Source organism: Lentzea terrae (assembly GCF_003265345.1).
GTDB classification, from domain to species: Bacteria; Actinomycetota; Actinomycetes; order Mycobacteriales; family Pseudonocardiaceae; genus Lentzea; species Lentzea terrae.
Map to the genome: position 1 here is coordinate 77551 of NZ_QFWW01000038.1, position 21437 is coordinate 98987.

23 protein-coding genes, 1 tRNA gene and 1 riboswitch are annotated in these 21437 nt (G+C 67.9%); of the genes, 16 read left to right on the forward strand and 8 right to left on the reverse strand.

Features of this window, described 5'->3' with window-relative positions; all coding sequences use genetic code 11:
• Positions 1-128: 128 nt before the first annotated feature.
• A complete protein-coding gene (locus tag DI276_RS47050) occupies positions 129-1640 on the forward strand; it encodes a sodium:solute symporter family protein (RefSeq protein WP_112276560.1) in 1512 nt (503 codons plus the stop codon).
• On the opposite strand, the gene DI276_RS47055 is transcribed toward DI276_RS47050, so the two are convergent.
• Complete coding sequence (locus DI276_RS47055) at positions 1630-1995, reverse strand: hypothetical protein (protein WP_157985382.1); 366 nt, start codon at positions 1993-1995, stop codon at positions 1630-1632. The two genes, DI276_RS47050 and DI276_RS47055, sit on opposite strands and share 11 nt — an antisense overlap.
• 92 nt (positions 1996-2087) lie before the next feature.
• Here DI276_RS47055 and DI276_RS47060 point away from each other — a divergent pair, with 92 nt between their 5' ends.
• Positions 2088-2504: a hypothetical protein gene (locus tag DI276_RS47060; protein ID WP_112276564.1), complete on the forward strand. Its 417-nt coding sequence runs from the start codon at positions 2088-2090 to the stop codon at positions 2502-2504.
• On the opposite strand, the gene DI276_RS50610 is transcribed toward DI276_RS47060, so the two are convergent.
• Both DI276_RS50610 and DI276_RS47065 read right to left on the reverse strand, forming a co-directional pair.
• The gene (locus DI276_RS50610) at positions 2490-2642 is read right to left on the reverse strand and encodes a hypothetical protein (protein WP_232837406.1); all 153 of its coding nucleotides are present in this window, start codon (positions 2640-2642) and stop codon (positions 2490-2492) included. The genes DI276_RS47060 and DI276_RS50610 overlap by 15 nt on opposite strands.
• A 188-nt stretch (positions 2643-2830) precedes the next feature.
• Positions 2831-2901 (reverse strand) — tRNA-Gly (locus DI276_RS47065).
• A gap of 72 nt (positions 2902-2973) precedes the next feature.
• Between DI276_RS47065 and dcd the strand changes: the two genes are divergently transcribed.
• Positions 2974-3555: a dCTP deaminase gene (gene dcd / locus DI276_RS47070; protein ID WP_112276566.1), complete on the forward strand. Its 582-nt coding sequence runs from the start codon at positions 2974-2976 to the stop codon at positions 3553-3555.
• On the opposite strand, the gene DI276_RS47075 is transcribed toward dcd, so the two are convergent.
• Positions 3552-4526: a cation diffusion facilitator family transporter gene (locus DI276_RS47075; protein ID WP_112276761.1), complete on the reverse strand. Its 975-nt coding sequence runs from the start codon at positions 4524-4526 to the stop codon at positions 3552-3554. The two genes, dcd and DI276_RS47075, sit on opposite strands and share 4 nt — an antisense overlap.
• A 215-nt stretch (positions 4527-4741) precedes the next feature.
• On the opposite strand from DI276_RS47075, the gene DI276_RS47080 reads away from it, so the two are divergent.
• From DI276_RS47080 to DI276_RS47090, 3 genes are all read left to right on the forward strand, one after another.
• Positions 4742-5293, forward strand: coding sequence for a MarR family winged helix-turn-helix transcriptional regulator (locus DI276_RS47080; protein WP_112276568.1), 552 nt, complete (start codon positions 4742-4744; stop codon positions 5291-5293).
• A 161-nt stretch (positions 5294-5454) separates the two neighbouring features.
• Positions 5455-6756, forward strand: a complete 1302-nt coding sequence (locus DI276_RS47085) for a hypothetical protein (protein ID WP_112276570.1) — start codon at positions 5455-5457, stop codon at positions 6754-6756.
• Positions 6757-6800: 44 nt separating this feature from the next.
• A complete protein-coding gene (locus DI276_RS47090; protein ID WP_112276572.1) occupies positions 6801-7181 on the forward strand; it encodes a phage holin family protein in 381 nt (126 codons plus the stop codon).
• Positions 7182-7239: 58 nt separating this feature from the next.
• Here DI276_RS47090 and DI276_RS47095 read toward each other — a convergent pair whose 3' ends face one another.
• The gene (locus tag DI276_RS47095; RefSeq protein WP_112276574.1) at positions 7240-9501 is read right to left on the reverse strand and encodes a (Fe-S)-binding protein; all 2262 of its coding nucleotides are present in this window, start codon (positions 9499-9501) and stop codon (positions 7240-7242) included.
• A gap of 144 nt (positions 9502-9645) precedes the next feature.
• Here DI276_RS47095 and DI276_RS47100 point away from each other — a divergent pair, with 144 nt between their 5' ends.
• The 8 genes from DI276_RS47100 to DI276_RS47135 all read left to right on the forward strand — a co-directional run bounded on the left by DI276_RS47100 (position 9646) and on the right by DI276_RS47135 (position 16483).
• Positions 9646-9969 carry a DMT family transporter gene (locus DI276_RS47100; protein WP_112276576.1) on the forward strand — a complete coding sequence of 108 codons (324 nt, stop codon included), beginning with the start codon at positions 9646-9648 and terminating at the stop codon, positions 9967-9969.
• A complete protein-coding gene (locus DI276_RS47105) occupies positions 9966-10541 on the forward strand; it encodes a TetR/AcrR family transcriptional regulator (protein ID WP_112276763.1) in 576 nt (191 codons plus the stop codon). The genes DI276_RS47100 and DI276_RS47105 overlap by 4 nt, the downstream gene beginning before the upstream one ends.
• A 4-nt stretch (positions 10542-10545) precedes the next feature.
• Positions 10546-11100: a hypothetical protein gene (locus tag DI276_RS47110; protein WP_112276578.1), complete on the forward strand. Its 555-nt coding sequence runs from the start codon at positions 10546-10548 to the stop codon at positions 11098-11100.
• Positions 11101-11180: 80 nt separating this feature from the next.
• Positions 11181-12071 carry a DUF4097 family beta strand repeat-containing protein gene (locus DI276_RS47115; protein ID WP_112276580.1) on the forward strand — a complete coding sequence of 297 codons (891 nt, stop codon included), beginning with the start codon at positions 11181-11183 and terminating at the stop codon, positions 12069-12071.
• Positions 12072-12258: 187 nt separating this feature from the next.
• Positions 12259-14121, forward strand: coding sequence for a molecular chaperone DnaK (gene dnaK, locus DI276_RS47120; protein ID WP_112276582.1), 1863 nt, complete (start codon positions 12259-12261; stop codon positions 14119-14121).
• Positions 14118-14753 carry a nucleotide exchange factor GrpE gene (gene grpE / locus DI276_RS47125; RefSeq protein ID WP_112276584.1) on the forward strand — a complete coding sequence of 212 codons (636 nt, stop codon included), beginning with the start codon at positions 14118-14120 and terminating at the stop codon, positions 14751-14753. Before dnaK ends, grpE begins: the two co-directional genes overlap by 4 nt.
• A gap of 135 nt (positions 14754-14888) precedes the next feature.
• On the forward strand, positions 14889-16049 hold the full coding sequence (gene dnaJ, locus DI276_RS47130; RefSeq protein WP_112276586.1) for a molecular chaperone DnaJ: 1161 nt from the start codon (positions 14889-14891) through the stop codon (positions 16047-16049).
• A gap of 5 nt (positions 16050-16054) precedes the next feature.
• Positions 16055-16483, forward strand: a complete 429-nt coding sequence (locus DI276_RS47135; RefSeq protein ID WP_232837407.1) for a heat shock protein transcriptional repressor HspR — start codon at positions 16055-16057, stop codon at positions 16481-16483.
• Positions 16484-16498: 15 nt separating this feature from the next.
• On the opposite strand, the gene DI276_RS47140 is transcribed toward DI276_RS47135, so the two are convergent.
• Entirely contained in the window at positions 16499-17380 is an 882-nt protein-coding gene (locus tag DI276_RS47140) for an SDR family oxidoreductase (RefSeq protein ID WP_112276591.1), read from the reverse strand.
• Positions 17381-17463: 83 nt separating this feature from the next.
• Here DI276_RS47140 and DI276_RS47145 point away from each other — a divergent pair, with 83 nt between their 5' ends.
• On the forward strand, positions 17464-18039 hold the full coding sequence (locus tag DI276_RS47145) for a TetR/AcrR family transcriptional regulator (protein WP_112276595.1): 576 nt from the start codon (positions 17464-17466) through the stop codon (positions 18037-18039).
• On the opposite strand, the gene DI276_RS47150 is transcribed toward DI276_RS47145, so the two are convergent.
• A complete protein-coding gene (locus tag DI276_RS47150; RefSeq protein ID WP_112276600.1) occupies positions 18022-19239 on the reverse strand; it encodes a serine hydroxymethyltransferase in 1218 nt (405 codons plus the stop codon). The genes DI276_RS47145 and DI276_RS47150 overlap by 18 nt on opposite strands.
• A 13-nt stretch (positions 19240-19252) precedes the next feature.
• A riboswitch (ZMP/ZTP riboswitch) is annotated at positions 19253-19337 on the reverse strand.
• A gap of 6 nt (positions 19338-19343) precedes the next feature.
• Positions 19344-20447 (reverse strand): FAD-binding oxidoreductase, encoded by a 1104-nt coding sequence (locus tag DI276_RS47155; RefSeq protein ID WP_112276603.1) that lies wholly within the window; start codon positions 20445-20447, stop codon positions 19344-19346.
• 294 nt (positions 20448-20741) lie between these two features.
• Here DI276_RS47155 and DI276_RS47160 point away from each other — a divergent pair, with 294 nt between their 5' ends.
• Positions 20742-21365, forward strand: coding sequence for a pyridoxamine 5'-phosphate oxidase family protein (locus tag DI276_RS47160; protein WP_232837416.1), 624 nt, complete (start codon positions 20742-20744; stop codon positions 21363-21365).
• Positions 21366-21437: the final 72 nt, after the last annotated feature.

Consider the following 21437-nt stretch of genomic DNA (forward strand, 5'->3'; position numbering starts at 1 on the left):
GGTCTTCCGCCCCGGGGCAACAGTCTCGTAAGACCTACGTCACATATCCCGTGCGGATGTGCCAGGTTCCCGCCGCCACTAGGCCTGGTGCTCTCGCGGGCACACGTGTGTGCACGCAAGGAGGTCACATGGGCACCCTCGATTGGATCGTGGTCGCCGGTTACTTCGTGGTGATGGTCGGCATCGGGCTCTGGTCCCGCGGGCGGATCAGGAACATCGCCGACTTCTTCACCGCGGGCGGCAAGATGCCGTGGTGGTTGTCGGGCATCTCGCACCACATGTCCGGGTACAGCGCCGTCATGTTCGTCGCGTTCGCGGCGGAGGCGTATCGGCTCGGCCTCACGGTCTACATCTGGTGGTCGCTGACGATCGGTATCGGTGTCGGCATCGGCGCCTTCCTCTGGGCGCCGGCCTGGAACCGGCTGCGCGCCAAGCACGACGTGAAGTCGCCGCTCGAGTACCTGGCCATCCGCTACAACGTGCCGACCCAGCAGCTCATGGCGTGGGCGGGCGCGGGCCTGAAGGTCGTCGACATCGCGGCCAAGTGGGTCGCCGTGTCGTTGCTGCTCCAGGGCTTCGCCAACGTCCCGATCCCGTGGGGCATCGCGCTCGTCGGCGTCGTCACGATGGTCTACTCGGTGCTGGGCGGCCTCTGGGCCGACGCGCTGACGGACTTCGGCCAGTTCATCATCCAGGGCCTCGCGGGCTTCGCGATGTTCTTCGCGGTCGCCTCCCACTTCGGCGGCCTCGACTTCATGTGGACGATCTGGGACAAGCTCCCCGAAAGCCACAGCGATCCGCTGACCGGCCCCTACACGCTGACGTTCTTCATGGCGCTCTTCCTGATCAAGACGCTCGAGTACAACGGCGGCATGTGGAACCTGGCCCAGCGCTACATGGCGGCCCCGTCGGGCTTCGCGGCGAAGCGATCGGCCCTGCTGTCCGCGTTCCTCTGGCTGGTGTGGCCGCTCATCCTGTTCTTCCCGATGTGGGCGGCACCGCTGATCGTGCCGGGCATGGGTGCCAACGCCGAACAGGCCTACGTCGAGATGGGCAAGGCCATGCTCCCCGCGGGCATGATCGGCCTGGTCCTCGCCGGCTTCTTCTCCCACACGATGGCGATGGTCTCCTCCGACGCCAACGTCATCACCGCCGTCATCACCCGTGACATCCTGCCGCGCCTCTGGAAGGGCGCGCGTGCGATGACCGCGGACGCCCAACTGAAACTGGCGCGCATCACCACGTTCCTGTTCATCGGCCTGTCGATGACCATCGCGCTGACCGCAGACACCAAGGGCTTCGTGCTGAAGGTCGTGATCGCCCTGGTGGCGGCCACAATGGGCCCGATCGCGATCCCGCTGATGCTCGGCCTGCTCCCGTGGTTCCGCAAGGTGGGCCCGACGGCGGCACTGTCGTCGACCATCGGTGGTCTGTCGACCTGGATCTTCCTCTACGTCGAACAGCAGTTCCTGAAGGACTTCGCAGTCTCACAGGCCCTGATCGTCTCGACGCCGCTCCTGGTCTCCCTGGTCCTCTACCTGGTGATCGGCTTCGCGAAGCCGGAACCGTCGACAGAACGCGACGCCCTGATCGACTCGCTCAAGTCCGACGCTCCCGACGTGGAAGCGGTCAAGGCGTAGCAGCGCGTTCGTTCTTCATGATCCTCGCGGCGGCGCACCCGAACAGGGTCGCCGCCGCGAGCCAGATGTAGGGCATGGGCGTGCCGGTGTACGTGGTGGCCGTGCCCGCCAGCACCACCGTCGCACCCGCCACGAGCCCAGTCGTGTGCGTGACCGGGAAGTGGCTCTTCAACACGGTGAACACCGCGACGGGCACGAGCAGGAAGCCGTAGGCCAGCACGCGGGTCAGCAGGTTGGCGTGGTCGGCGACCTCGTACTTGAGCGCCGGCACGGCGAGCAGCGTGAGGACGGCGCCCAGCGCGATCCCCACCACGAGGCTCAGCACCACAGTGCGCCCTTGCCACGTTCGCGTCATGCGCTTCAAGACGCATGTGTGACCCAATGGTTGTCGTGGTGTGCGTCATCGTCACGAGACTCATGCGCTCGTGCGCATGCACAGTGGATGGCATGGGTGCGTGGCTTCCTGCAGATGACGCGGAACTGACCGCGGGTTGGCGGCTCTGGCTGGAGCTGAGCGACCGCGTCTACCCGGACCCGTCGTGGGACGGCACCCCTGCCGACGCCATCCGCCAGGTCCGCGAGCTGCTCGCGGCCTGCGAACTGATCCGCCTGGACTACCTGGCCGAGACCGCCCAGCCTTCGGTGGCTTTGCTGCAACTCCTGCAGTCGATGCCGTTCGTGGCCTCGTTCCCGGTCGACCTCTGGCACGACGACACGCACCCGTTGGACGTCGAACGCGCCGAGCTGCTGCACGGCGATCTCGCGTCGTTCGCTCAGCACGTGGCGGGTGTGCGCGCTGCGTTGGCCCGCGGCGGTGGCTGGGTGGAGTTGGACCGCCGCCCGTGGGGCCTACCGGTCGACTGACCCGATGGCCGGCGTCACGCAGATGCGCCACATCTGCCAGATGCCCGCCAACGCGGCCAACACGTAGAGAACGCTGGCCGAGACGGTCCACAGCGAATCGCCGAAATTGGCGAAGAGCCGCCACGGCACCAGTCCCATGCCCGCCACCAGCATGGTGGCGGGCAGCCAGCGTGCGCCCTGCCGGTCGACCAGGTGGCTGCGGGACAGGCCGGGGGTCCCGGGGGCGGTGCCCTCCGGCTGGGGTCTGGGGGCTCGGCCCCCAGGAAAACACCGAAACCGGCGAGGTCCGCGCTTTTCGCGGACACACACGCCGGTCACCGGTTTCGAGCGGGTGACGGGAATCGAACCCGCCTCTACAGCTTGGGAAGCTGTCGTTCTACCAATGAACTACACCCGCATGAGCAAGCTCGCAGCCGATCATACACAGCGCGGCAACGCCCTGTGCCCAGGTCTCGGTTAGCCTGTCCGGGTGCTGCTGAGTGACCAGGATCTGCGCAAAGAGGTCGAGTCGGGCCGTCTGCTGCTCGACCCGTTCGACGTCGAGATGGTGCAACCGTCGAGCATCGACGTACGGCTGGACCGGTTCTTCCGGGTCTTCAACAACACCAAGTACACGCACATCGACCCGTCGATGCAGCAGGACGAGCTGACCAGCCTGGTCGAGGCGCCGGCGGACGAGCCGTTCGTGCTGCACCCCGGCGAGTTCGTGCTCGGCAGCACCTACGAGATGGTGACGTTGCCGGACGATCTGGCCGGGCGCCTCGAGGGCAAGTCCAGCCTCGGCCGGCTCGGTCTGCTCACGCACTCGACGGCCGGCTTCATCGACCCCGGCTTCTCCGGTCACATCACGCTGGAGCTGTCCAACGTCGCGAACCTGCCGATCACGTTGCACCCCGGCATGAAGATCGGGCAGCTGTGCCTGTTCAAGCTCTCCAGCCCGGCGGAGCACCCGTACGGTTCGAAGCAGGCCGGCAGCCGGTACCAGGGGCAGCGCGGGCCGACGCCGAGCCGCGCCTACCTGAACTTCCACCGCACCGACACGCGGCGCTAGAAGCCGTAGCGGTCGAGCACGCGCCGTCGCAGGTCCGGATCGGTGCGGGGGACGGGTTCCAGGAAGATCTCGTCGAGGTCCGGGAACGCTGAACGCAGTTCTGCGGAGATGCGCACGCACGCGTTCTCCAGTTCGAACGCGGTCAGAGCGTCGTTGAAGTCGAGCCGTGCGCACAGCAGGACGCGGTCGGTGCCGATCAGCATCGTCAGCACGTCCACGACGGCGTCGACCTCCTGCTCCTCCGACAGCCGCCGCCAGATCGCCTTCACCAGCACGGGATCCGCCTGCCGTCCGATCAGCAGGCCCTTGTTGGTGCGCGCCAGGACGTAGGCGACCAACGCCAGCAAGACGCCGATCGCGAGCGAGGCCAGGCCGTCCCACAACGACGAACCCGTCAGCTGGTGCAGGCCGAGGCCGGAGAACGCCAGCACGAGACCGATCAGTGCGGCCGAGTCCTCCAGGAAAACCGTCTTCACGGTCGGGTCGTCGGACATGCGCAGGTAGTCCCAGAACCCGCGGCCGTGCGCGGCTGCCTCGCGGCGCACCTGCCGGAACGCCTGGTTCCACGAGATCGACTCCAGCAGGAACGCCAGCGCCAGCACGATGTAGCCGACCAGCGGCCTGGTCTGCTCCTCCGGCTCGCCGAAGACCGTGCGGAAGCCCTCGTAGAACGCGAACATCGCGCCCGAGGCGAAGATCGAGACGGCCGCCAGCAGCGACCAGAAGTAGCGCTCCTTGCCGTAGCCGAACGGGTGGTGGCGGTCGGCTGGGCGGTCCGAGCGGCGCAGGGCCGTGAGCAGAAGAGCCTCGGTGAACGTGTCGGCGACCGAGTGTGCGGCTTCGGAGAGGATGGCTGCCGAACCGGTCAGCACGCCCGCGACGGCCTTGGTGATCGCGATCGCCAGGTTCACCAGCAGGGCCAGGACGACGGTGAGTGTGCTTTCGCCAGAGCCCTGCGGCTTCTCACTCATGGCGATCACTTTAGGCCTCGATCACTGGCTGGCCGCGTGATCGTTAAGCCATTCGAGTGACATTCGCGGGGCAGGGCAACATCTCGCGGCCCTGCGGTGTCTTAAGGCTGGGATCTGCTCCGGGGGGACGCTGATCACCAGGGGGTAAGACGGAACGGCCCGCGTCCGGGAGAGACGCGGGCCGTTCTGCATGCGGGCGCAACTACCATCGTGGGATGGGCAAGCGTGGTGCGGATGACACCGATGCCGAGGTCGAGTCGTGGAGGGCCATGGTTCCGGCGATCGATCCGGTGGTCGAAGGCGTGGTCGACCGCGTGCACCAGATCAGCAAGTACCTCGACTTCCTCGCCACGGAGATCGCCGCGCCGCACGGGCTGAACCGGGCCGACTACGAGATCCTCGCCCGCCTGTTCTGGATCGGGCCGCCGCACCGCCTGACGCCCAAGCAGCTCGCGAACGGCACGTTGAGCCCGGCGACGACGATCACGAGCCGCCTCGACCGGCTGGAGAAGGCCGGTCTCGTGGTCCGCGAGCTCGATCCGAGCGACCGCCGGTCGTTGCCCGCGACGCTGACCGACGCGGGCCGCGAGATCTTCCTGCAGATCGTCGCCGGCCAGGCCGAACGGGAGAAGGAGCTGTTCACCGCGCTGCCCGGCGGTGACCTCGAGAACCTGCGCGACCTGCTGCGTCAGGTGATGGAGGTGCTCTCGGGCGAGCTGGGGCCTGCTCACCGCCGCACGAGGCTCGCCCTCGACAGCAAGGGATAATTGCTACGAACTCGTACTATCCGATATCGTGCTAACTGGCGCGAGAGGGAGGGGTGCGACGACATGGGTGGTTATCCGCTGTCCGAGTGAGCCAGATCACGCAACACTGTGCCCCTGGCGTTCCGATGTCCTAGGTGGAGAAATCGAACGCTGGGGGAACAGTGCAGAAGACTTTCGCCGTCGCGATGACGGCTGCCCTTTTGCTGCCGACCGTGGCCACGTCGGCCGCGGCGCAGCAGGAGAAGATCACCATCGAGGGGGTGAACTTCCTCGACCGCAACAACAACAAGAAGCCCGACGCGGGCGAGACGCCCAGGTCCGGCCTCCGCATGTCGGCGGTCGACACCGCAACCCACAAGGTCGTGTGGGAGTTCACGACCGGGGCCGACGGCCGGTACAAGGCGGTGTTGGACAAGGGGCCGAAGTACGCGGTGGGCATCGCCAACTTCGGCGACTACACGGGCAACCGCGCGGAGTGGATCCTCTCCGAGAGCCGAGCCGACGCCGACTTCGGGTTCGCCGGCTACTTCCTCGAGGGCTTCACCTTCGTCGACGCCAACGGTGACGGCGACAAGCAGGACGACGAGAAGACGCACGAGGGCCTGATCAAGGTCACCGGCAAGTCGATCTCGGGCGTCGAGGTGAACGTCGAGACCCGGTCCGACGCCGACGGTTCGTACCGCTTCGACCTGCCGCTGGGGCAGTACCAGGTCAACGCGCCCGACCTCAGGAGGAACGGGCTCGCGCTCGCCAAGCCGAAGTCCGACAACGACATCGACTGGGTGACCGGCACGCTCGCGTTCCCGACGGGCAGCGACGGGAAGCGCAACTACCGCGCCGACATGCGCTACTTCGAGCCCAAGGGCGACGGCGCGCTCGAGGACACCACGATCAGCCCGGCCAAGGACACCTACGTCGTCGGTGAGCAGATCGAGGTGAAGTTCAAGCTGCTCAACAAGGGCGACGTCCCCGGCAAGCTGTCGGTCATCATGTTCGGCCTGGGCTCCATGGACGCCAAGCTGATCTCGCTCAGCGACAACGTCACCGGCACGATGCAGGAGTTCGAGACGGTCAACAAGCTCCTGCCCGGTGAGTCGATCACCGTCGTGATGAAGCTCGAACTCGCCAGCACCGAGTTGAAGGAGATCTCGCCGTTCGCCCGCCCGTTCATCGGTGGGTTCAAGGACTTCGACCACAAGAACCAGGGTCAGCCCTTCTACCGGAAGATCAAGGTCGTGGAGAAGGGCACCACGTCCGAGCCGTCCACGACCACGACCACGTCGTCGTCTTCGGCAACCACCGCACCGACGAGCACCACGACCACGACGGTCGTGGCCAAGGCGGGCAACAAGTCCGGGCTCGCGTCGACCGGTGCCTCGCCGCTGGGCCTCCTGGCACTCGGCAGCGTGCTGCTCGCGGCCGGTCTGGGTGCGTTCTTCGTGGCGCGCCGCCGCCGGTCGTGACCACTTAGGACCCGTTAGGACCCGCCACGGCTAGTCTGCGCGGCATGGGCATCTTGGTGCATGTGCTGCTGACTGCCGTGGCGGTCTGGGTGTCGACCGCCCTCCCCGGCATCGACCTGGGCGAGGGCACCACCAGCTCGAGAATCCTCACGCTGCTCGGCGTCGCGGTGATCTTCGGCCTGGTGAACGCGGTCGTGAAGCCGCTCGTGAAGTTCTTCGGCTGTCTGTTCTACCTGGTGACGCTGGGCCTGATCGGCCTCGTCGTGAACGCGTTGCTGTTCATGCTCACCGGGTGGATCGCCGAGCAGCTCGACCTGCCGTTCCGCGTCGACGGCTTCTGGCCCGCGTTCTGGGGCGCGATCATCGTCGCCCTGACCGGCTGGGTGCTGAACGTGATCTACGACAAGGTCACCGACAAGGACTGACCCGCCGACGAAAAAACGCCCCTCGGTCCACATCGGACCGAGGGGCGTTTTGCACAGATCAGACCTTCGACTTGTCCTCGTCCGGCAGCGGTGTGCCGGTCGGCGCCTCGTCGGTCGGGATGTCCTTCTTCTCCGTGCCGCGGCGAACGGACTCCAGCAGCATCTGCGCCACGTCGACGACCTCGACGTGGGCGCCGGCCTGGCCGTCGGACTGGCGTGCGGTCACGCCGTCGGTGAGCATCACGCGGCAGAACGGGCAGCCGGTCGCGATCTTCGACGGCGCGGTGGACAACGCCTCGTCCACGCGGTCGACGTTGATGCGCTTGCCGATCCGCTCCTCCATCCACATGCGAGCGCCACCGGCACCGCAGCACATGGAGCGTTCTTCGTGGCGCGGCATCTCGCGCAGCTTCGCGCCGGAAGCCCCGATGAGCTCACGCGGTGCTTCGTAGACCTTGTTGTGGCGGCCCAGGTAGCACGGGTCGTGGTAGGTGACGTCCTCGGTGACCGGGGCGACCGGCACCAGGCGACGCTCGCGCACCAGCTTGTTCAGCAACTGCGTGTGGTGCACGACCTCGTAGGTGCCGCCGACCTGCGGGTACTCGTTCGCGAGCGTGTTGAAGCAGTGCGCACACGTCACGACGATCTTGCGCTGGCCCACGGGCCGGTCCTCGAAGACCGAGTTGAGCACCTCGACGTTCTGCTGCGCGAGCATCTGGAAGAGGAACTCGTTGCCGGCGCGGCGGGCCGGGTCACCGGTGCAGGTCTCCTCCGGGCCGAGCACGGTGTAGGAGACGCCCGCGGTGTGCAGCAGTTCGGCGACGGCGCGCGTGGTCTTCTTCGCGCGGTCCTCGAACGCACCGGCGCAGCCGACCCAGAACAGGTACTCGGTGTCGCCCAGTTCGCCGTCGAACACCGGCACCTCGAACTCGAGGCCCTCGGTCCACGCCAGGCGGTCCTTGGCGTTCTGGCCCCAGGGGTTGCCCTTGTTCTCCAGGTTCTTGAACATGCCGCCGAGCTCGGTCGGGAAGTTCGACTCGATCAGCACCTGGTAGCGGCGCATGTCGACGATGTGGTCGACGTGCTCGATGTCGACCGGGCACTGCTCGACGCAGGCGCCGCAGGTCGTGCAGGACCACAGCACCTCGGGGTCGATCACGCCGAGCTCGTCCGGGCCGCCGACCAGCGGGCGCTCGGACTCGGCCATCGCCAGCACGTCGATCGACTCGAGGCGCTTCTTGTAGTCCTCGTACTTGTCCTCGACCAGGCCGACCTCGTCGCCGGCCATGTCGCGCGAGCCGCCGGCCAGCAGGTACGGCGCCTTGGCGAACGCGTGGTCGCGCAGCTGCGTGATGACCAGCTTGGGGGACAACGGCTTGCCGGTGTTCCAGGCCGGGCACTGCGACTGGCAGCGGCCGCACTCGGTGCAGGTGGAGAAGTCGAGCCAGCCCTTCCAGCTGAAGTCCTCGACCTTGCCGACGCCGAACACGTCCTTGTCCGGGTCGGCCTCCTCCAGATCCAGCACCTTGCCGCCGGACATCATCGGCTTCAACGCACCCAGGGCGACGCCACCGTCGTCCTCGCGCTTGAAGTAGATGTTGAAGAACGCCGAGAACCGGTGCCAGGCGACGCCCATCGTCAGGTTCCGGCCGACCACGACCAGCCAGATCATGCCGCTCAGCAGCTTGACCAGCGCCATCACCGACACCCAGATCGGCGCGGCCGGCAGGATCGCGGCGAGCGGCTGCGTCACGAACGACGTCCACAGCGGCGCGGTCTCGAGGCCGCTCGACTGCTTGAACGCCTTGACCATCAGGATGCCGACACCCTCGATGACCACGACCGCCTCGACGAAGTAGGCGGACTTGAAGTCGGAGCCCTGGAAGCGGGAGACCCGGTCGGCGCGGCGCGGGTGGTTGCGCTGGCGGATGACCGCCAGGGCCACACCACCGACGACGGTGCCGACGCCCAGCAGTTCGATCAGCAACAGCCAGATCGACCACGTGCCGATGATCGGCCAGTGGAAGTGCGGGTCGAACACCTCGCCGTAGGCCTCGAACAGGACGGCGGAGCCGATCAGGAAGCCCCACATCACCATCCAGTGCCAGGGGGCGACCGAGCGGAACTTGGCCATCCTGGTGTGCGCGACGAACTCGACGATCAACGTCTTCAGCCGCGGCCAGAACGGTCCCTTGCGGGTCCCGTCCGGCTGGCCGAGCCGGATGATCTTGATCATCTTCCACACGCCAGCGACGAACACGCCCCAGGCGACGACGCTCACCGCTACGGCGACGAGTCCGAGAACCAGCTGGAGGGTCATGGCGGGAGTCTAGGCCACGTTACTCGTGGGTAACCACTTGGACGTGGCCGGTGTCTCCTCACGTACCGGTCAAGTATCCGGATGTTGATCAAAAAATTATGGAACAATTGTTCAAGTAGTTTGTGTCAACATCCGGGGGTCGCCATGTTGTACCTGTATCTCGCTGCCGCGATCGCGGGAGAGATCGCCGCCACCGTCTCGTTGAAGCTGTCCGAGGGCTTCACGAGACTGTGGCCGTCGGTGGTGGTCGTCGTCGGATATGCGATCGCCTTCACAGCCCTTTCGCGCGCGTTGAAGTTGGGTATGCCCGTGGGCGTCGCCTACGCCGTGTGGTCCGCCGTCGGAGTCGCAGCCGTCGCGGTCATCGGCTGGAAGTTCCTGGGCGAAACCCTCAACCCCACGATGGTCATCGGGTTGACTTTGATCATCGGAGGCGTGGTGACGCTCGAGCTCGGGAGGACGCACTGACTGCAGTCGTAGACGGCCGCAAGGCGCGCGGGGAGAAGAAGCGGCGCGCCATCGTCGAAGCGACCCTGCGGGTGGTCGAGCGCGAGGGCATCAGCGGCGTGACGCATCGCAGCGTCGCCCGAGAAGCAGGCGTGCCGACGACAGCGTCCACCTACTACTTCGCGACGCTCGACGACCTGTTGATCGCCACGATGCTGTGGGCCGCGGAAGAGCTGTGCGACGACATGCTGAACATCGTCGCGAGCGGAGGCACCGCGCGGGAGATCGCCCGTGCGCTCGCTCGTGCGGTGAACGAGAACCGTGCGCGCACACTCGCCGAGTACGAGCTGTACCTGCTGGCCGGTCGCCGTCCCGAGCTGAAGGCCGCCGCACGCCGGTGGCTCGACCTCGCCGTCGAAGCCGTGCAACCGGCGGACCCGGTGGCGTTCCGCGCGTTCCTCGCGGCCGTCGACGGGCTGCTGATCCAGGGCCTGATCGCCGATGTTGCCCCGACCGAGGACGAGCTGGAGCCAATCGTGTCCTTCTTGATCTGCGGCCGCGACGATTTCACTCCTCCGGCACGGGAACAATGAAGCCATGAAGTTCGCGCGAGAGGTGTCCGGCATCAGCCACGGGGTGAGCCCGGGGCTGCTGGCAGCGCTCTACGTCCGCGACTCGTTGGCGTTGTCGGTCGACGTGGAGCCGCACGTGCCGGGCCTGGACCCGTCGCTGCCGGTCCAGGTGCCCGCGGGCGTCGACCGCGCTGCCGTGACGCGCGAGTGGCCCGGCTGGTGGGCCGACGCGCTGGACGCGTGCACGCGCGGCGCCGAACCCGCCGTGCCGGAGGACGCCGAGGCGTTGCTGACCCGGCCGGCCAGCCGCGCCGCGGTGCTGGCGATGAAGACCGGCATCGAGCAGCTGCACCGCGTGCAGGCTCCGGTGGCGTTGCCGATCGGCGACGTGCTGCGCGGCATCGAGTCGCGGATCGGCCGGTGGGCGCAGAGCGTCGAGCTGCACATCGCCGAGGTGCCCGTCGACGGACTGCTCTGGGAGCGCATCGCACCTGCGCACATCCTGGCGTCCACACGGTTCCTGAACGACCCGGCGCGCACCGCTCCGGCGTTGCGCGCGGTCTTAGAGGATCTTGTCTGATTCAGGTAGGGACAGCCCCACCCTGCCTTCGGGGGCTGACTGCCGTGTAGCTGAGCCGCGTCACCTCTAGTTTTGTGCTCATGCTGAGGACGGCGCTGGTGGCGGTGCTGATGGGGGCTCTGCTCTCCGGGTGTGGCATCCGCATCATGAAGTACGAGTTCACCGACGACCACGTCGTCGCGGAGAAGTACACGTCGGTGCGGGTGCGCGCCGGCTCGGGGAACGTGGCGATCCGGCACGTGCAGGGGATCACCGAGACCAAGATCCACCGCAGGGTGGAGCACGGCAGGGACAACCGGCCGACCGGTGTCGCGCACCGGATCGAGGGCAGCACGCTGGTGCTGGACGACTGCGGCAACGAATGCTCGATCAACTACCAGATCCAGGTGCCGTCCGCGGACATCAAGGTGGAGTCCCTCGACGCCGGGTCGGGCAACGCGGAGTTCGAAGGTCTCGCCGCGATCGACTACAAGATCGGCTCCGGCGACTTCAAGGCACAGACCATCGCCGGCAACGTGCAGGTCAGCAGCGGCTCCGGCAACATCGACGTCCGTGACATCACCGGCGACGTCAAGGCAGGCACCGGTTCCGGCAAGTTCGAGGCCTTCCGGGTCAAGGGCAGCGTCACCGCCGACCTGGGCTCCGGCAACATCACTCTCGACCAGCTGGCGGGCAAGGTGCTGGTCAACACCAGTTCGGGCAACATCACCGGCACCGCCATCGACAACGACGTGACGGCCATCGCCAGCTCCGGCAACGTCGAGCTGACCTTCGTCTCGGCGCGCACGGCCCGCGTCGACAGCGGCTCCGGCAACATCACCGTGCACGTGCCGGCGTCCGCCGGCCCGTACAAGGTCACCGGCGGCTCCGACAGCGGTGACCGCAAGATCGACGTGCCGACCGATCCTGCTGCCAAGCACGAGCTCAAGCTGGACGCCAGCTCCGGCAACGTCAAGGTGCTGGGCATCTGAGCCGTTCCGCGGGCGAATGTGCCGAGGACCACTCCACAAGGGGTGGTCCTCAGTGCGTTCTGAGGGAACAACCAGATCTTCCCGGCCGTTGGTCCAGTCAGAAAGCTTGAGTCGGGTAGGCTCAGGTTTGAGCAGATGGCAAACTTGAGCCAGCAACGCTCAACAAGTACTAGCGGAAGGAACTCCAATGGCGCGTGCAGTCGGCATCGACCTCGGGACGACCAACTCCGTCGTCGCCGTCCTCGAAGGCGGTGAGCCGACGGTCATCGCCAACTCGGAGGGCTCGAGGACGACCCCGTCCATCGTCGCGTTCGCGAAGAACGGCGAGGTTCTCGTGGGTCAGCCCGCGAAGAACCAGGCCGTCACGAACGTCGACCGCACCATCCGCTCGGTGAAGCGGCACATCGGCACCGGTTGGAAGACCGATGAGATCGACGGCAAGCAGTACACCTCGCAGGAGATCAGCGCGCGCGTGCTGATGAAGCTCAAGCGCGACGCCGAGGCGTACCTGGGTGAGGAGATCACCGACGCCGTCATCACCGTCCCCGCCTACTTCGAGGACGCGCAGCGCCAGGCCACCAAGGAGGCCGGCCAGATCGCGGGCCTCAACGTGCTCCGCATCGTCAACGAGCCGACCTCGGCCGCGCTGGCCTACGGCCTCGACAAGGGCGAGAAGGAGCAGACCATCCTGGTCTTCGACCTCGGTGGCGGCACGTTCGACGTCTCGCTGCTCGAGCTCGGCGACGGCGTCGTCGAGGTCCGCGCGACCTCCGGTGACAACCACCTCGGTGGCGACGACTGGGACCAGCGCGTCGTCGACTGGCTGGTCGACCGCTTCAAGCAGGCCAACGGCATCGACCTGACCAAGGACAAGATGGCCCTGCAGCGCATCCGTGAGGCTGCGGAGAAGGCCAAGATCGAGCTGTCCAGCTCGTCCACGGCGTCGATCAACCTGCCGTACATCACGGTCGACGCGGACAAGAACCCGCTGTTCCTCGACGAGACGCTGTCGCGTGCCGAGTTCCAGCGCATCACGTCCGACCTGCTCGACCGCACCCGCGCGCCGTTCAACAACGTGATCAAGGACGCCGGCATCTCCGTCGGCGACATCGACCACGTCGTGCTCGTCGGTGGCTCGACCCGCATGCCCGCCGTCGCGGAGCTCGTCAAGGAGCTGACCGGCGGCCGCGAGCCCAACAAGGGCGTGAACCCGGACGAGGTCGTCGCCGTCGGCGCCGCCCTGCAGGCCGGTGTCCTCAAGGGCGAGGTCAAGGACGTCCTGCTGCTCGACGTCACCCCGCTGTCCCTCGGCATCGAGACCAAGGGCGGCATCATGACCAAGCTGATCGAGCGCAACACCACGATCCCGACCAAGCGCTCCGAGACCTTCACGACGGCCGACGACAACCAGCCGTCCGTGCAGATCCAGGTCTTCCAGGGCGAGCGCGAGATCGCGGCGCACAACAAGAAGCTCGGCATGTTCGAGCTGACCGGCCTGCCCCCCGCCCCGCGCGGCGTGCCGCAGATCGAGGTCACCTTCGACATCGACGCGAACGGCATCGTGCACGTCTTCGCGAAGGACCTGGGCACCGGCAAGGAGCAGTCGATGACGATCACCGGTGGCTCCGCGCTGCCGAAGGACGACATCGACCGCATGGTCAAGGACGCCGAGGCCCACGCGGAGGAGGACAAGCGCCGCCGCGAGGAGGCCGAGGTCCGCAACCAGGCGGAGACCCTCGTCTACCAGACGGAGAAGGTCGTCAAGGAGAACGACGACAAGCTCCCGGCGGACATCAAGGAGAAGGTCAACGCCGCGATCGCCGAGGCGAACGAGGCGCTCAAGGGCACCGACATCAACGCCATCAAGACGGCGGTCGAGAAGCTCGCGACCGAGTCCCAGGCCATCGGCCAGGCGATCTACGCCAACGCGCCGGGTGCCGCCGGTGCCGAGGCCCCTGGTGCGGACGCGCCGGGTGCCGCGGGTGCGGGCGCCAAGGCCGAGGACGACATCGTCGACGCCGAGATCGTGGATGAGGAAAAGAAGAAGTGACCGAGCCGAGGCACGCCGCCCCTGACGAGGAGCAGCCTCAGGTGGTCGTGAACGACCGGCGCCGGATCGACCCCGAAACGGGTGAGGTCCGGGCGCCGGCCCACGTCGCCGCCGAGGACAGTGCTGCTCCGGAAGCTGACGAGCCGGTCGTTGCGGAGATCGTGGACGAGGTGGCCGCCGAGCTGAAGACCCAGCTCGACGAGCGCACCGCCGACCTGCAGCGGCTCACCGCCGAGTACGCGAACTACCGCAAGCGGGTGGAACGCGACCGGGAATCGGTGATCAACAACGCGAAGGCGTCCGTGGCCGCCGAGCTGCTCTCCGTGCTGGACGACATCGAGCGGGCCGCCGCGCACGGCGACCTGACCGGTGCGTTCAAGGCGGTGGCGGACAAGCTCGTGTCCACGCTGGCCAAGACCGGCCTGGAGCCGTTCGCGCACGAGGGTGAGGCGTTCGACCCGTCGGTGCACGAGGCCGTGCAGCACAGCACGTCCCCGGACGTCGACGGCCCGACCGTCACCGCGGTCCTGCGCCGCGGCTACACGTTCGGCGACAAGCTCGTCCGGCCCGCGCTCGTCGCGGTGACCGACCACGAGCCTGCGCCGGCGGCACCGCCGGCCGAAGAGAACTAGCGCCGTGGCCGCCGGTCTTCACCGCGCCTTCCGGCGCTCAGCAGGGCCCCTCGCGGCACCGCGATGGACCCGTCTGACCGGCGAAATGCGGGGCAAAGCCCAACGGCCACGGCACTCGAAAGGAGGAGACGTCCGGTGAGTGCGAGGGACTGGATCGAAAAGGACTTCTACCGCGAGCTGGGCGTCTCCTCCGACGCGTCGGCGGACGAGATCAAGAAGTCGTACCGCAAGCTCGCCCGCGAGCTGCACCCCGACGCGAACCCCGGCGACGCCAAGGCGGAGGCCCGCTTCAAGGCGGTCTCCGAGGCCTACGGCGTGCTGTCGGACTCGGCCAAGCGCAAGCAGTACGACGAGGCCCGCCGCCTGTTCGCGGGCGGCGGCGGTTTCCCCGGCGGCTTCGGCGGTGCCGGCGGCTTCGACGTCAACGACCTGTTCGGCCGCGCGGCCCAGGGCACTGGTGGCGGCGGCCTCGGCGACCTGCTCGGCGGCCTGTTCAACCGGCGCGGCGGCGGCGCGGCCGGCTCGGCCACCCGCCCGCGCCGTGGCGAGGACGTCGAGACCGACGTCCGCATCGACTTCACCGAGGCGGTTCGCGGGGCGACGGTGCCGTTGCGCCTGTCGTCCCCCGCCGCCTGCACGACGTGCGGTGGCTCCGGTGCCAAGCCGGGCACCACGCCGCACACCTGCGCCACCTGTTCGGGTTCCGGCCTGGTGACCCGCTCGCAGGGCGCTTTCGCGTTCAGCGAGCCGTGCCGCGACTGCCGCGGTACCGGCCGGATCATCGACGACCCGTGCCCCGAGTGCGGTGGCGACGGCGTCAGCACCCGCACCCGCACGCTGACCGTGCGGATCCCGTCGGGCGTCGACGACGGCCAGCGGATTCGCCTTGCGGGACAAGGAGAGCCCGGCCGCAACGGCGGACCGTCGGGCGACCTGTTCGTGCGCGTGCACGTCAACCCGCACAGCGTCTTCGGCCGCCAGGGCAACGACCTGACGCTCACCGCGCAGATGACGTTCTCGGAGCTCGCGCTCGGAACGACGTTGACCGTCCCGACGCTGGACGGCAAGGTGACCTTGAAGGTGCCTGCCGGTACGGCCTCCGGGCGCGTGCTGCGGGCTCGGGGCAAGGGGATCACCAAGCGCGACGGCACTTCGGGCGATCTCCTGATCACCCTGGAGGTCGCGGTGCCGAACAACCTGTCGTCCGAGGCGCGCAAGGCCCTCGAGGCGTACGCGGACGTGACGAAGGACCACGACCCCCGTGGTGATCTGAACGCACTTCTTGAAGGGCGGTGAGTTCCGTGGGTTTTCCGTTCCCTCCTGGGACTGACGAGGACACGCCCTTCTTCGTGATCTCAGTGGCGGCGCAGCTCTCCGGTCTGCACGCGCAGACCCTGCGGTCCTACGACCGGATGGGCCTGGTCTCGCCCGGCCGCACCTCGGGCGGTGGCCGCCGCTACTCGATGCGCGACATCGTGCTGCTGCGCGAGGTTCAGCGGCTCTCCCAGGAAGAGGGCGTGAACCTCGCGGGCATCAAGCGGATCATCGAGCTGGAGAACCAGGTTGATGCGCTGCGGATGCGCGTCACCGAGCTGCAGCAGGAACTCGCGCAGGCGTTGGCGGTGGCCGACTCCACGGCCGCGGCGGTGCACGCCTCCTACCGGCGCGACCTGGTCCCGATCCGGCAGGAGACCGCGCTTGTCGTGTGGAAGCCCAAGCCCAGGAAGTAGTGCACAGCAAGTGACTCACTCGAAGTAGAACCCGGCCTCCAGATCCGCCAGGAGGCCGGGTTCCTTCGTTTCCCATCCCAGCAACGCTTTCGTGCGCGCACCGGAAGTGGGTGCGTCGCGTGCGACCATGCTCGCGAGCGGGCCGAAGTGCTCCGCCGGGACGCTCTGCACCGGCACGTCCAGCTTTCGCCCGATCACCTCGGCGATCTCCCGCAGTGACACGGCTTCCTCGGCGACCGCGTGCAGCACCGAACCGGCGGGCGCCTGCTCCACCGCCAGCCGGTACAGCCGTGCCGCGTCCAGCGTGTGCACGGCCGACCAGCGGTTCGTGCCGTCGCCGGGATAGCCGGAAACCCCGGTATCACGCGCGATCCGCACCAGCAGCGGGATGAAGCCGGCCGTGTCCAGTTCACTGTGGACTGTCGGTGGCAGCACGACCACCGCACCGCGGAGATCAGGCGCGTCGATGATCAGGTTTCGGGCGGTGCCACGGCTGTGGTCGTCCGGCACGCGTTCGTCCTCGGTGGCGGTGCGGCCGAGTCCGGAGTACGAGAGCGTGCCGCCGGTGCCGATCAACGCCTTGCCGGTGCCGGACAGCTCGTCCATGAACGCCCGGACGACCGCGAGATCGGCGGCCGACGCACCGGCGTAGTTCCCCGCGAACATCTCCTCGTGCTTGAACGCCAGGTGGATGACAGCGTCCGCCTCGGCCGCGCCCTTGCGCAGCCCGTCCAGGTCGTCCAGATCGCCGCGCTGGACGGTGGCGCCCTGCGCGGCGAGCTTGGCGGCGGACGCGTCCGAACGGGCCAGGCCGACGACCTCGTGACCCGCGCGGAGCAGTTCCGGGACCAGCGCCGAGCCGACGTGTCCGCTGGCGCCTGTGACGAAGACCTTCATGGCACTCCCTCAAGTGATGGGACTTGGTCTCATCAACGGTAGCAGAGTGATGGGACCAAGTCGCATCACTTAGGATGGGCGGCATGGGTCGATGGGAGCCGGACGCGCGGGATCGGTTGGTGCGCGCCGCACTCGACCTGTTCAGCGAGCAGGGGTACGAGAACACGTCGGTCGCACAGATCGCCGAACGCGCCGGCCTCACGAAGAGCACGTACTTCCGGCACTTCCGGGACAAGCGCGAGGTGTTGTTCGGAGGTCAGGACGAGCTGCTCGACCTGATCACCAAGGGCATCGCCGACGCGCCCGAGTCCGCTGGAGCGCTGACCGCGGTCGAGGCGGCGCTCGTGGCCATGTCCGTCACGTTCACGGAGGAGCGCAGGACGAACGGGCCGCGGCGGCTGGCGGTGATCGAGAGCAACGACGAGCTGCGCGAGCGGGACGCGTTGAAGATGACCGGGTTCGGCCGCACGATGAAGGACGCCCTGCTCCAACGCGGTGTGTCGGCGCTCGATGCGGACGTCGCCGCGGAGTTGGGGATACTGGCGCTGCGGCGCGGCTACGCCGAGTGGCTCGAGGCCGGCGGGGACTTCGCTGACGTCGCCCGCCGGGCGCTCGAGGAGGTTCGGGTCGCGGCCGCCTCGCTAGAGGGTGCCGAGTAGGTCCTCGACCTCGGCGGCGATGCGGTCCAGCGCCTGGTCGTCGTCGTGGGCGGCGATCACCCGGTCGATCCAGTCCGCGATCAACGGCATCTGCTCGGGCTTGAGGCCGCGCGTCGTGATCCCCGCCGTCCCGAGCCGGATGCCCGACGGGTCGAAGGGCTTGCGCGGGTCGAACGGCACCGCGTTGTAGTTCAGCTCGATGCCCGCGCGGTCCAGTGCCTGCGCCGCGGGCTTGCCGGCAATCGTCTTCGACGTCAGGTCGATCAGGATCAGGTGGTTGTCGGTGCCGCCGGAGACCAGGTCGAACCCGCGTTCCAGCAACGCCTCTGCCAGCGCTTTCGCGTTCGCGACGACGGTGTGGGCGTACTCGCGGAACTCCGGCTGCGCGGCCTCGTGCAGTGCCACGGCGATCGCGGCGGTCGTGTGGTCGTGCGGGCCGCCCTGCAGACCGGGGAACACCGCGCGGTCGATGACCTTCGCGTGTTCGGCGGCGCAGAGGATCATGGCGCCACGCGGGCCGCGCAACGTCTTGTGCGTGGTCGTGGTGATCACCGGGGCGTGGCCGACCGGGGACGGGTGTGCGCCGCCGGCCACGAGGCCGGCGATGTGCGCGATGTCGGCGACCAGAACGGCACCGATCTCGTTGGCGATCTCGGCGAACGCGGGGAAGTCGATGGTGCGCGGGATCGCGGTGCCGCCGCAGAAGATGACCTTCGGGCGTTCCGCCAGTGCCAGCGAGCGGACCTCGTCCAGGTCCACGACACCGGTGTCCTTGCGGACGTCGTACTGCACCGCGCGGAACCACTTGCCGGTGGCCGAGACGCTCCAGCCGTGGGTGAGGTGGCCGCCCATGGGCAGCGACATGCCCATCACGGTGTCGCCCGGCTGCAGGAAGGCCAGGTAGACGGCCAGGTTCGCCGGGGCGCCGGAGAGCGGCTGGACGTTCGCGTGGTCCACGCCGAACAGCGCTTTCGCACGGTCGATCGCCAGTTGTTCGACCTGGTCGATGACCTGCTGGCCTTCGTAGTACCGCTTGCCTGGGTAGCCCTCGGAGTACTTGTTCGTCAGCACCGAGCCAGTTGCTTCGAGCACGGCGGCCGAGACGTCGTTCTCGGAGGCGATCATGCGCAGCTTGCGGGCCTGCCGCGCGGCCTCGGCCTGGATGAGGGCGGCGATTTCGGGATCAACGTTTGCGAGCACGGCGGATCTCCGTGCCGGGCACCCAGGCGTTCGGTGCGCTCGGCCGTCGCTTCCCGGTGGTCAGTTCCACCCTCGGCACGCCAGTCGCTTTCGACGTGCCGAGCTTAGTCCAGCGTGAACGGGTCGTACTTGATCCGATCGAGCGGCGTTCCGGCGACCAGCATGCGGGACACGGTGGACCTGATCATGGCCGGGCTGCCGCAGACCAGGACGTCGCGGTCTTCCCACGCGCCGTAGCGGGTGACCACGTCGGCCAGGGTGCCCTGCTCGACACCGCGGACGCCGGGGTCCGACTCGAGCACCGGCACGACCGTGAGCCACGGGTTCGTGGTCGCGATGCGCTGCAGGTTGTCGAGGTCGTAGAGGTCCTCGCGGGTGCGGCCGCCGTAGAACAGGTGCACGCGGGGGTTGTCGCCCCACTGCGCCATCTCGTCGATGATCGCGTGCATCGGTGCCACGCCGGTGCCGCCGGCGACCATCAGGACGTCCGACCCGGCCGTGCGGTCGACCGACAGACGTCCCATGGGCGGTCCGATGCGCCACGTGTCACCGGCCTGGGTGTGGCCGACCACCGAGCGTGACACCCAGCCGCCGTCCACGGACCGGATGTGGAACTCGATGACGCCGTCCTCGCGCGGGGCGTTCGCCGGCGAGTAGTACCGCCACAGGCGCTTGCGCTGCGGCGTCTCCACGCTGACGTACTGACCGGACTTGTAGTTGACCGGGTGGTCGGGCTGCAGCCGCACGACGGCCAGGTCCCACGAGACGCGCTGGTGCTCCAGCACGGTGGCGTGCCAGTAGGCGGGTCCGTTGTCGGCGTCGGCGGCCTCCTGCATGGCCCGCGCCATCAACGTGTACGCCTCTGCCCACGCCATCTCGACCTTCGGCGTCCACGCAGCGCCCGCGAACTTCTTCACCGCGGACAGCAGCGCCGTACCGACAGCCTCGTAGTGGACGTTGATGACACCGAACTTGCGGTGGTCGCGGCCCAGCTGGCGGAGGAAGGGGATGAGGTCGTCCGGGCGGTCGACCATCTGCACGACGTGCACGAGGGCGCGCAGCAGGCGGCTCCGCTGCACCTCCATGTTCGCGGGGAACATCTCGCGTGTGGCAGGCGAGAGCGAGAAGAGCATGCCGTAGAAGAACTTCGCCACTTCTTCGGCGTGCGGCTCCACCACCGCGAAGCTCTCCCGGATCATCCGCACCATCGCGGTGACGCCAGGCGGGGGTTCACGGTGTGGCGGGGTAGGGATCGGGCTCAGCACAGCGTTCGCAGTCATGGTCCGCGCGCAGTCTCCACGTTCTCATTGGCGCCAGCAAGGCGCAGCAGTCCTCGTCAAGCATCCGTCCCCCGACAGGGTGGACAGTAACCCCTGATTGGTGGGTTTGACTCCTTGATGCCACCTTCGAGCGAAGTCTGATCACTCTCCGTCAGTTGTTGTTACCGCAACAGTGTGAATCCGACGGCCCGTCTGTACCGTGTTGCGCGCTTGCGTGGAACTGTGTGGCGGGTGTCCCCGCCTGACTTGACTGAAACCACCTCACTCGACCGTGTGGAGCAACCCGGCTCACGAGGTGAGCACTTCCTCCAATGTGCCCTGGAGACGTCCGATCGCGCCACACGCTTCTACGACGACCAGGTCCTGGACCACCTGAACCCCGCGATGGCCGAGTTCGTCGGCCGGATGGAGATGGCCTTCATCTCGACCGCTGATGCCGACGGGGAGTGCGACTCGACCCTGCGGGCCGGGCCGGCGGGGTTCATCCAGGTGATCGACTCCCGGACCGTCGCGTACCCCGAGTACCGCGGCAACGGCGTGATGGCCTCGCTGGGCAACATCATGGAGAACCCGCACGTCGGGATGCTCATGGTGGACTTCACCCACGACTTGATCGGGCTGCACGTGAACGGGCGGGCGCGGATCGCGCCGCGCGAGGAGGTCCCCACCGAGGACAAGAAGGTGGAGCGGTGGGTGGTGGTCGAGGTGCAGGAGGCCTACATCCACTGCCGCAAGCACATCCCGCGGATGATGCCGGTCGACCGCGTGCGCGACTGGGGCACGGATGACGTGAAGCGGAAGGGCGGCGACTACTTCGGGGTCAAGGCGGGCAAGACCGCCGACTGACCTGCGTCGTTGCTTCGGGAGGGGCTGCCTGGCGAACGTTGCCCGGCAGCCCCTCTCTTCGTGCGCTGCCGT

Bases quoted from the DNA above. Each gene is read 5' to 3' on its own strand.
- DI276_RS47050 (WP_112276560.1), top strand. From the start codon at position 129: ATGGGCACCCTCGATTGGATCGTGGTCGCCGGTTACTTCGTGGTGATG.
- DI276_RS47055 (WP_157985382.1), bottom strand. From the start codon at position 1,995: ATGACGCGAACGTGGCAAGGGCGCACTGTGGTGCTGAGCCTCGTGGTG.
- DI276_RS47060 (WP_112276564.1), top strand. From the start codon at position 2,088: ATGGGTGCGTGGCTTCCTGCAGATGACGCGGAACTGACCGCGGGTTGG.
- DI276_RS50610 (WP_232837406.1), bottom strand. From the start codon at position 2,642: ATGGGACTGGTGCCGTGGCGGCTCTTCGCCAATTTCGGCGATTCGCTG.
- DI276_RS47075 (WP_112276761.1), bottom strand. From the start codon at position 4,526: ATGAGTGAGAAGCCGCAGGGCTCTGGCGAAAGCACACTCACCGTCGTC.
- DI276_RS47080 (WP_112276568.1), top strand. From the start codon at position 4,742: ATGGGCAAGCGTGGTGCGGATGACACCGATGCCGAGGTCGAGTCGTGG.
- DI276_RS47090 (WP_112276572.1), top strand. From the start codon at position 6,801: ATGGGCATCTTGGTGCATGTGCTGCTGACTGCCGTGGCGGTCTGGGTG.
- DI276_RS47095 (WP_112276574.1), bottom strand. From the start codon at position 9,501: ATGACCCTCCAGCTGGTTCTCGGACTCGTCGCCGTAGCGGTGAGCGTC.
- DI276_RS47100 (WP_112276576.1), top strand. From the start codon at position 9,646: ATGTTGTACCTGTATCTCGCTGCCGCGATCGCGGGAGAGATCGCCGCC.
- DI276_RS47110 (WP_112276578.1), top strand. From the start codon at position 10,546: ATGAAGTTCGCGCGAGAGGTGTCCGGCATCAGCCACGGGGTGAGCCCG.
- DI276_RS47115 (WP_112276580.1), top strand. From the start codon at position 11,181: ATGCTGAGGACGGCGCTGGTGGCGGTGCTGATGGGGGCTCTGCTCTCC.
- dnaK (WP_112276582.1), top strand. From the start codon at position 12,259: ATGGCGCGTGCAGTCGGCATCGACCTCGGGACGACCAACTCCGTCGTC.
- DI276_RS47140 (WP_112276591.1), bottom strand. From the start codon at position 17,380: ATGAAGGTCTTCGTCACAGGCGCCAGCGGACACGTCGGCTCGGCGCTG.
- DI276_RS47145 (WP_112276595.1), top strand. From the start codon at position 17,464: ATGGGTCGATGGGAGCCGGACGCGCGGGATCGGTTGGTGCGCGCCGCA.
- DI276_RS47155 (WP_112276603.1), bottom strand. From the start codon at position 20,447: ATGGTGCGGATGATCCGGGAGAGCTTCGCGGTGGTGGAGCCGCACGCC.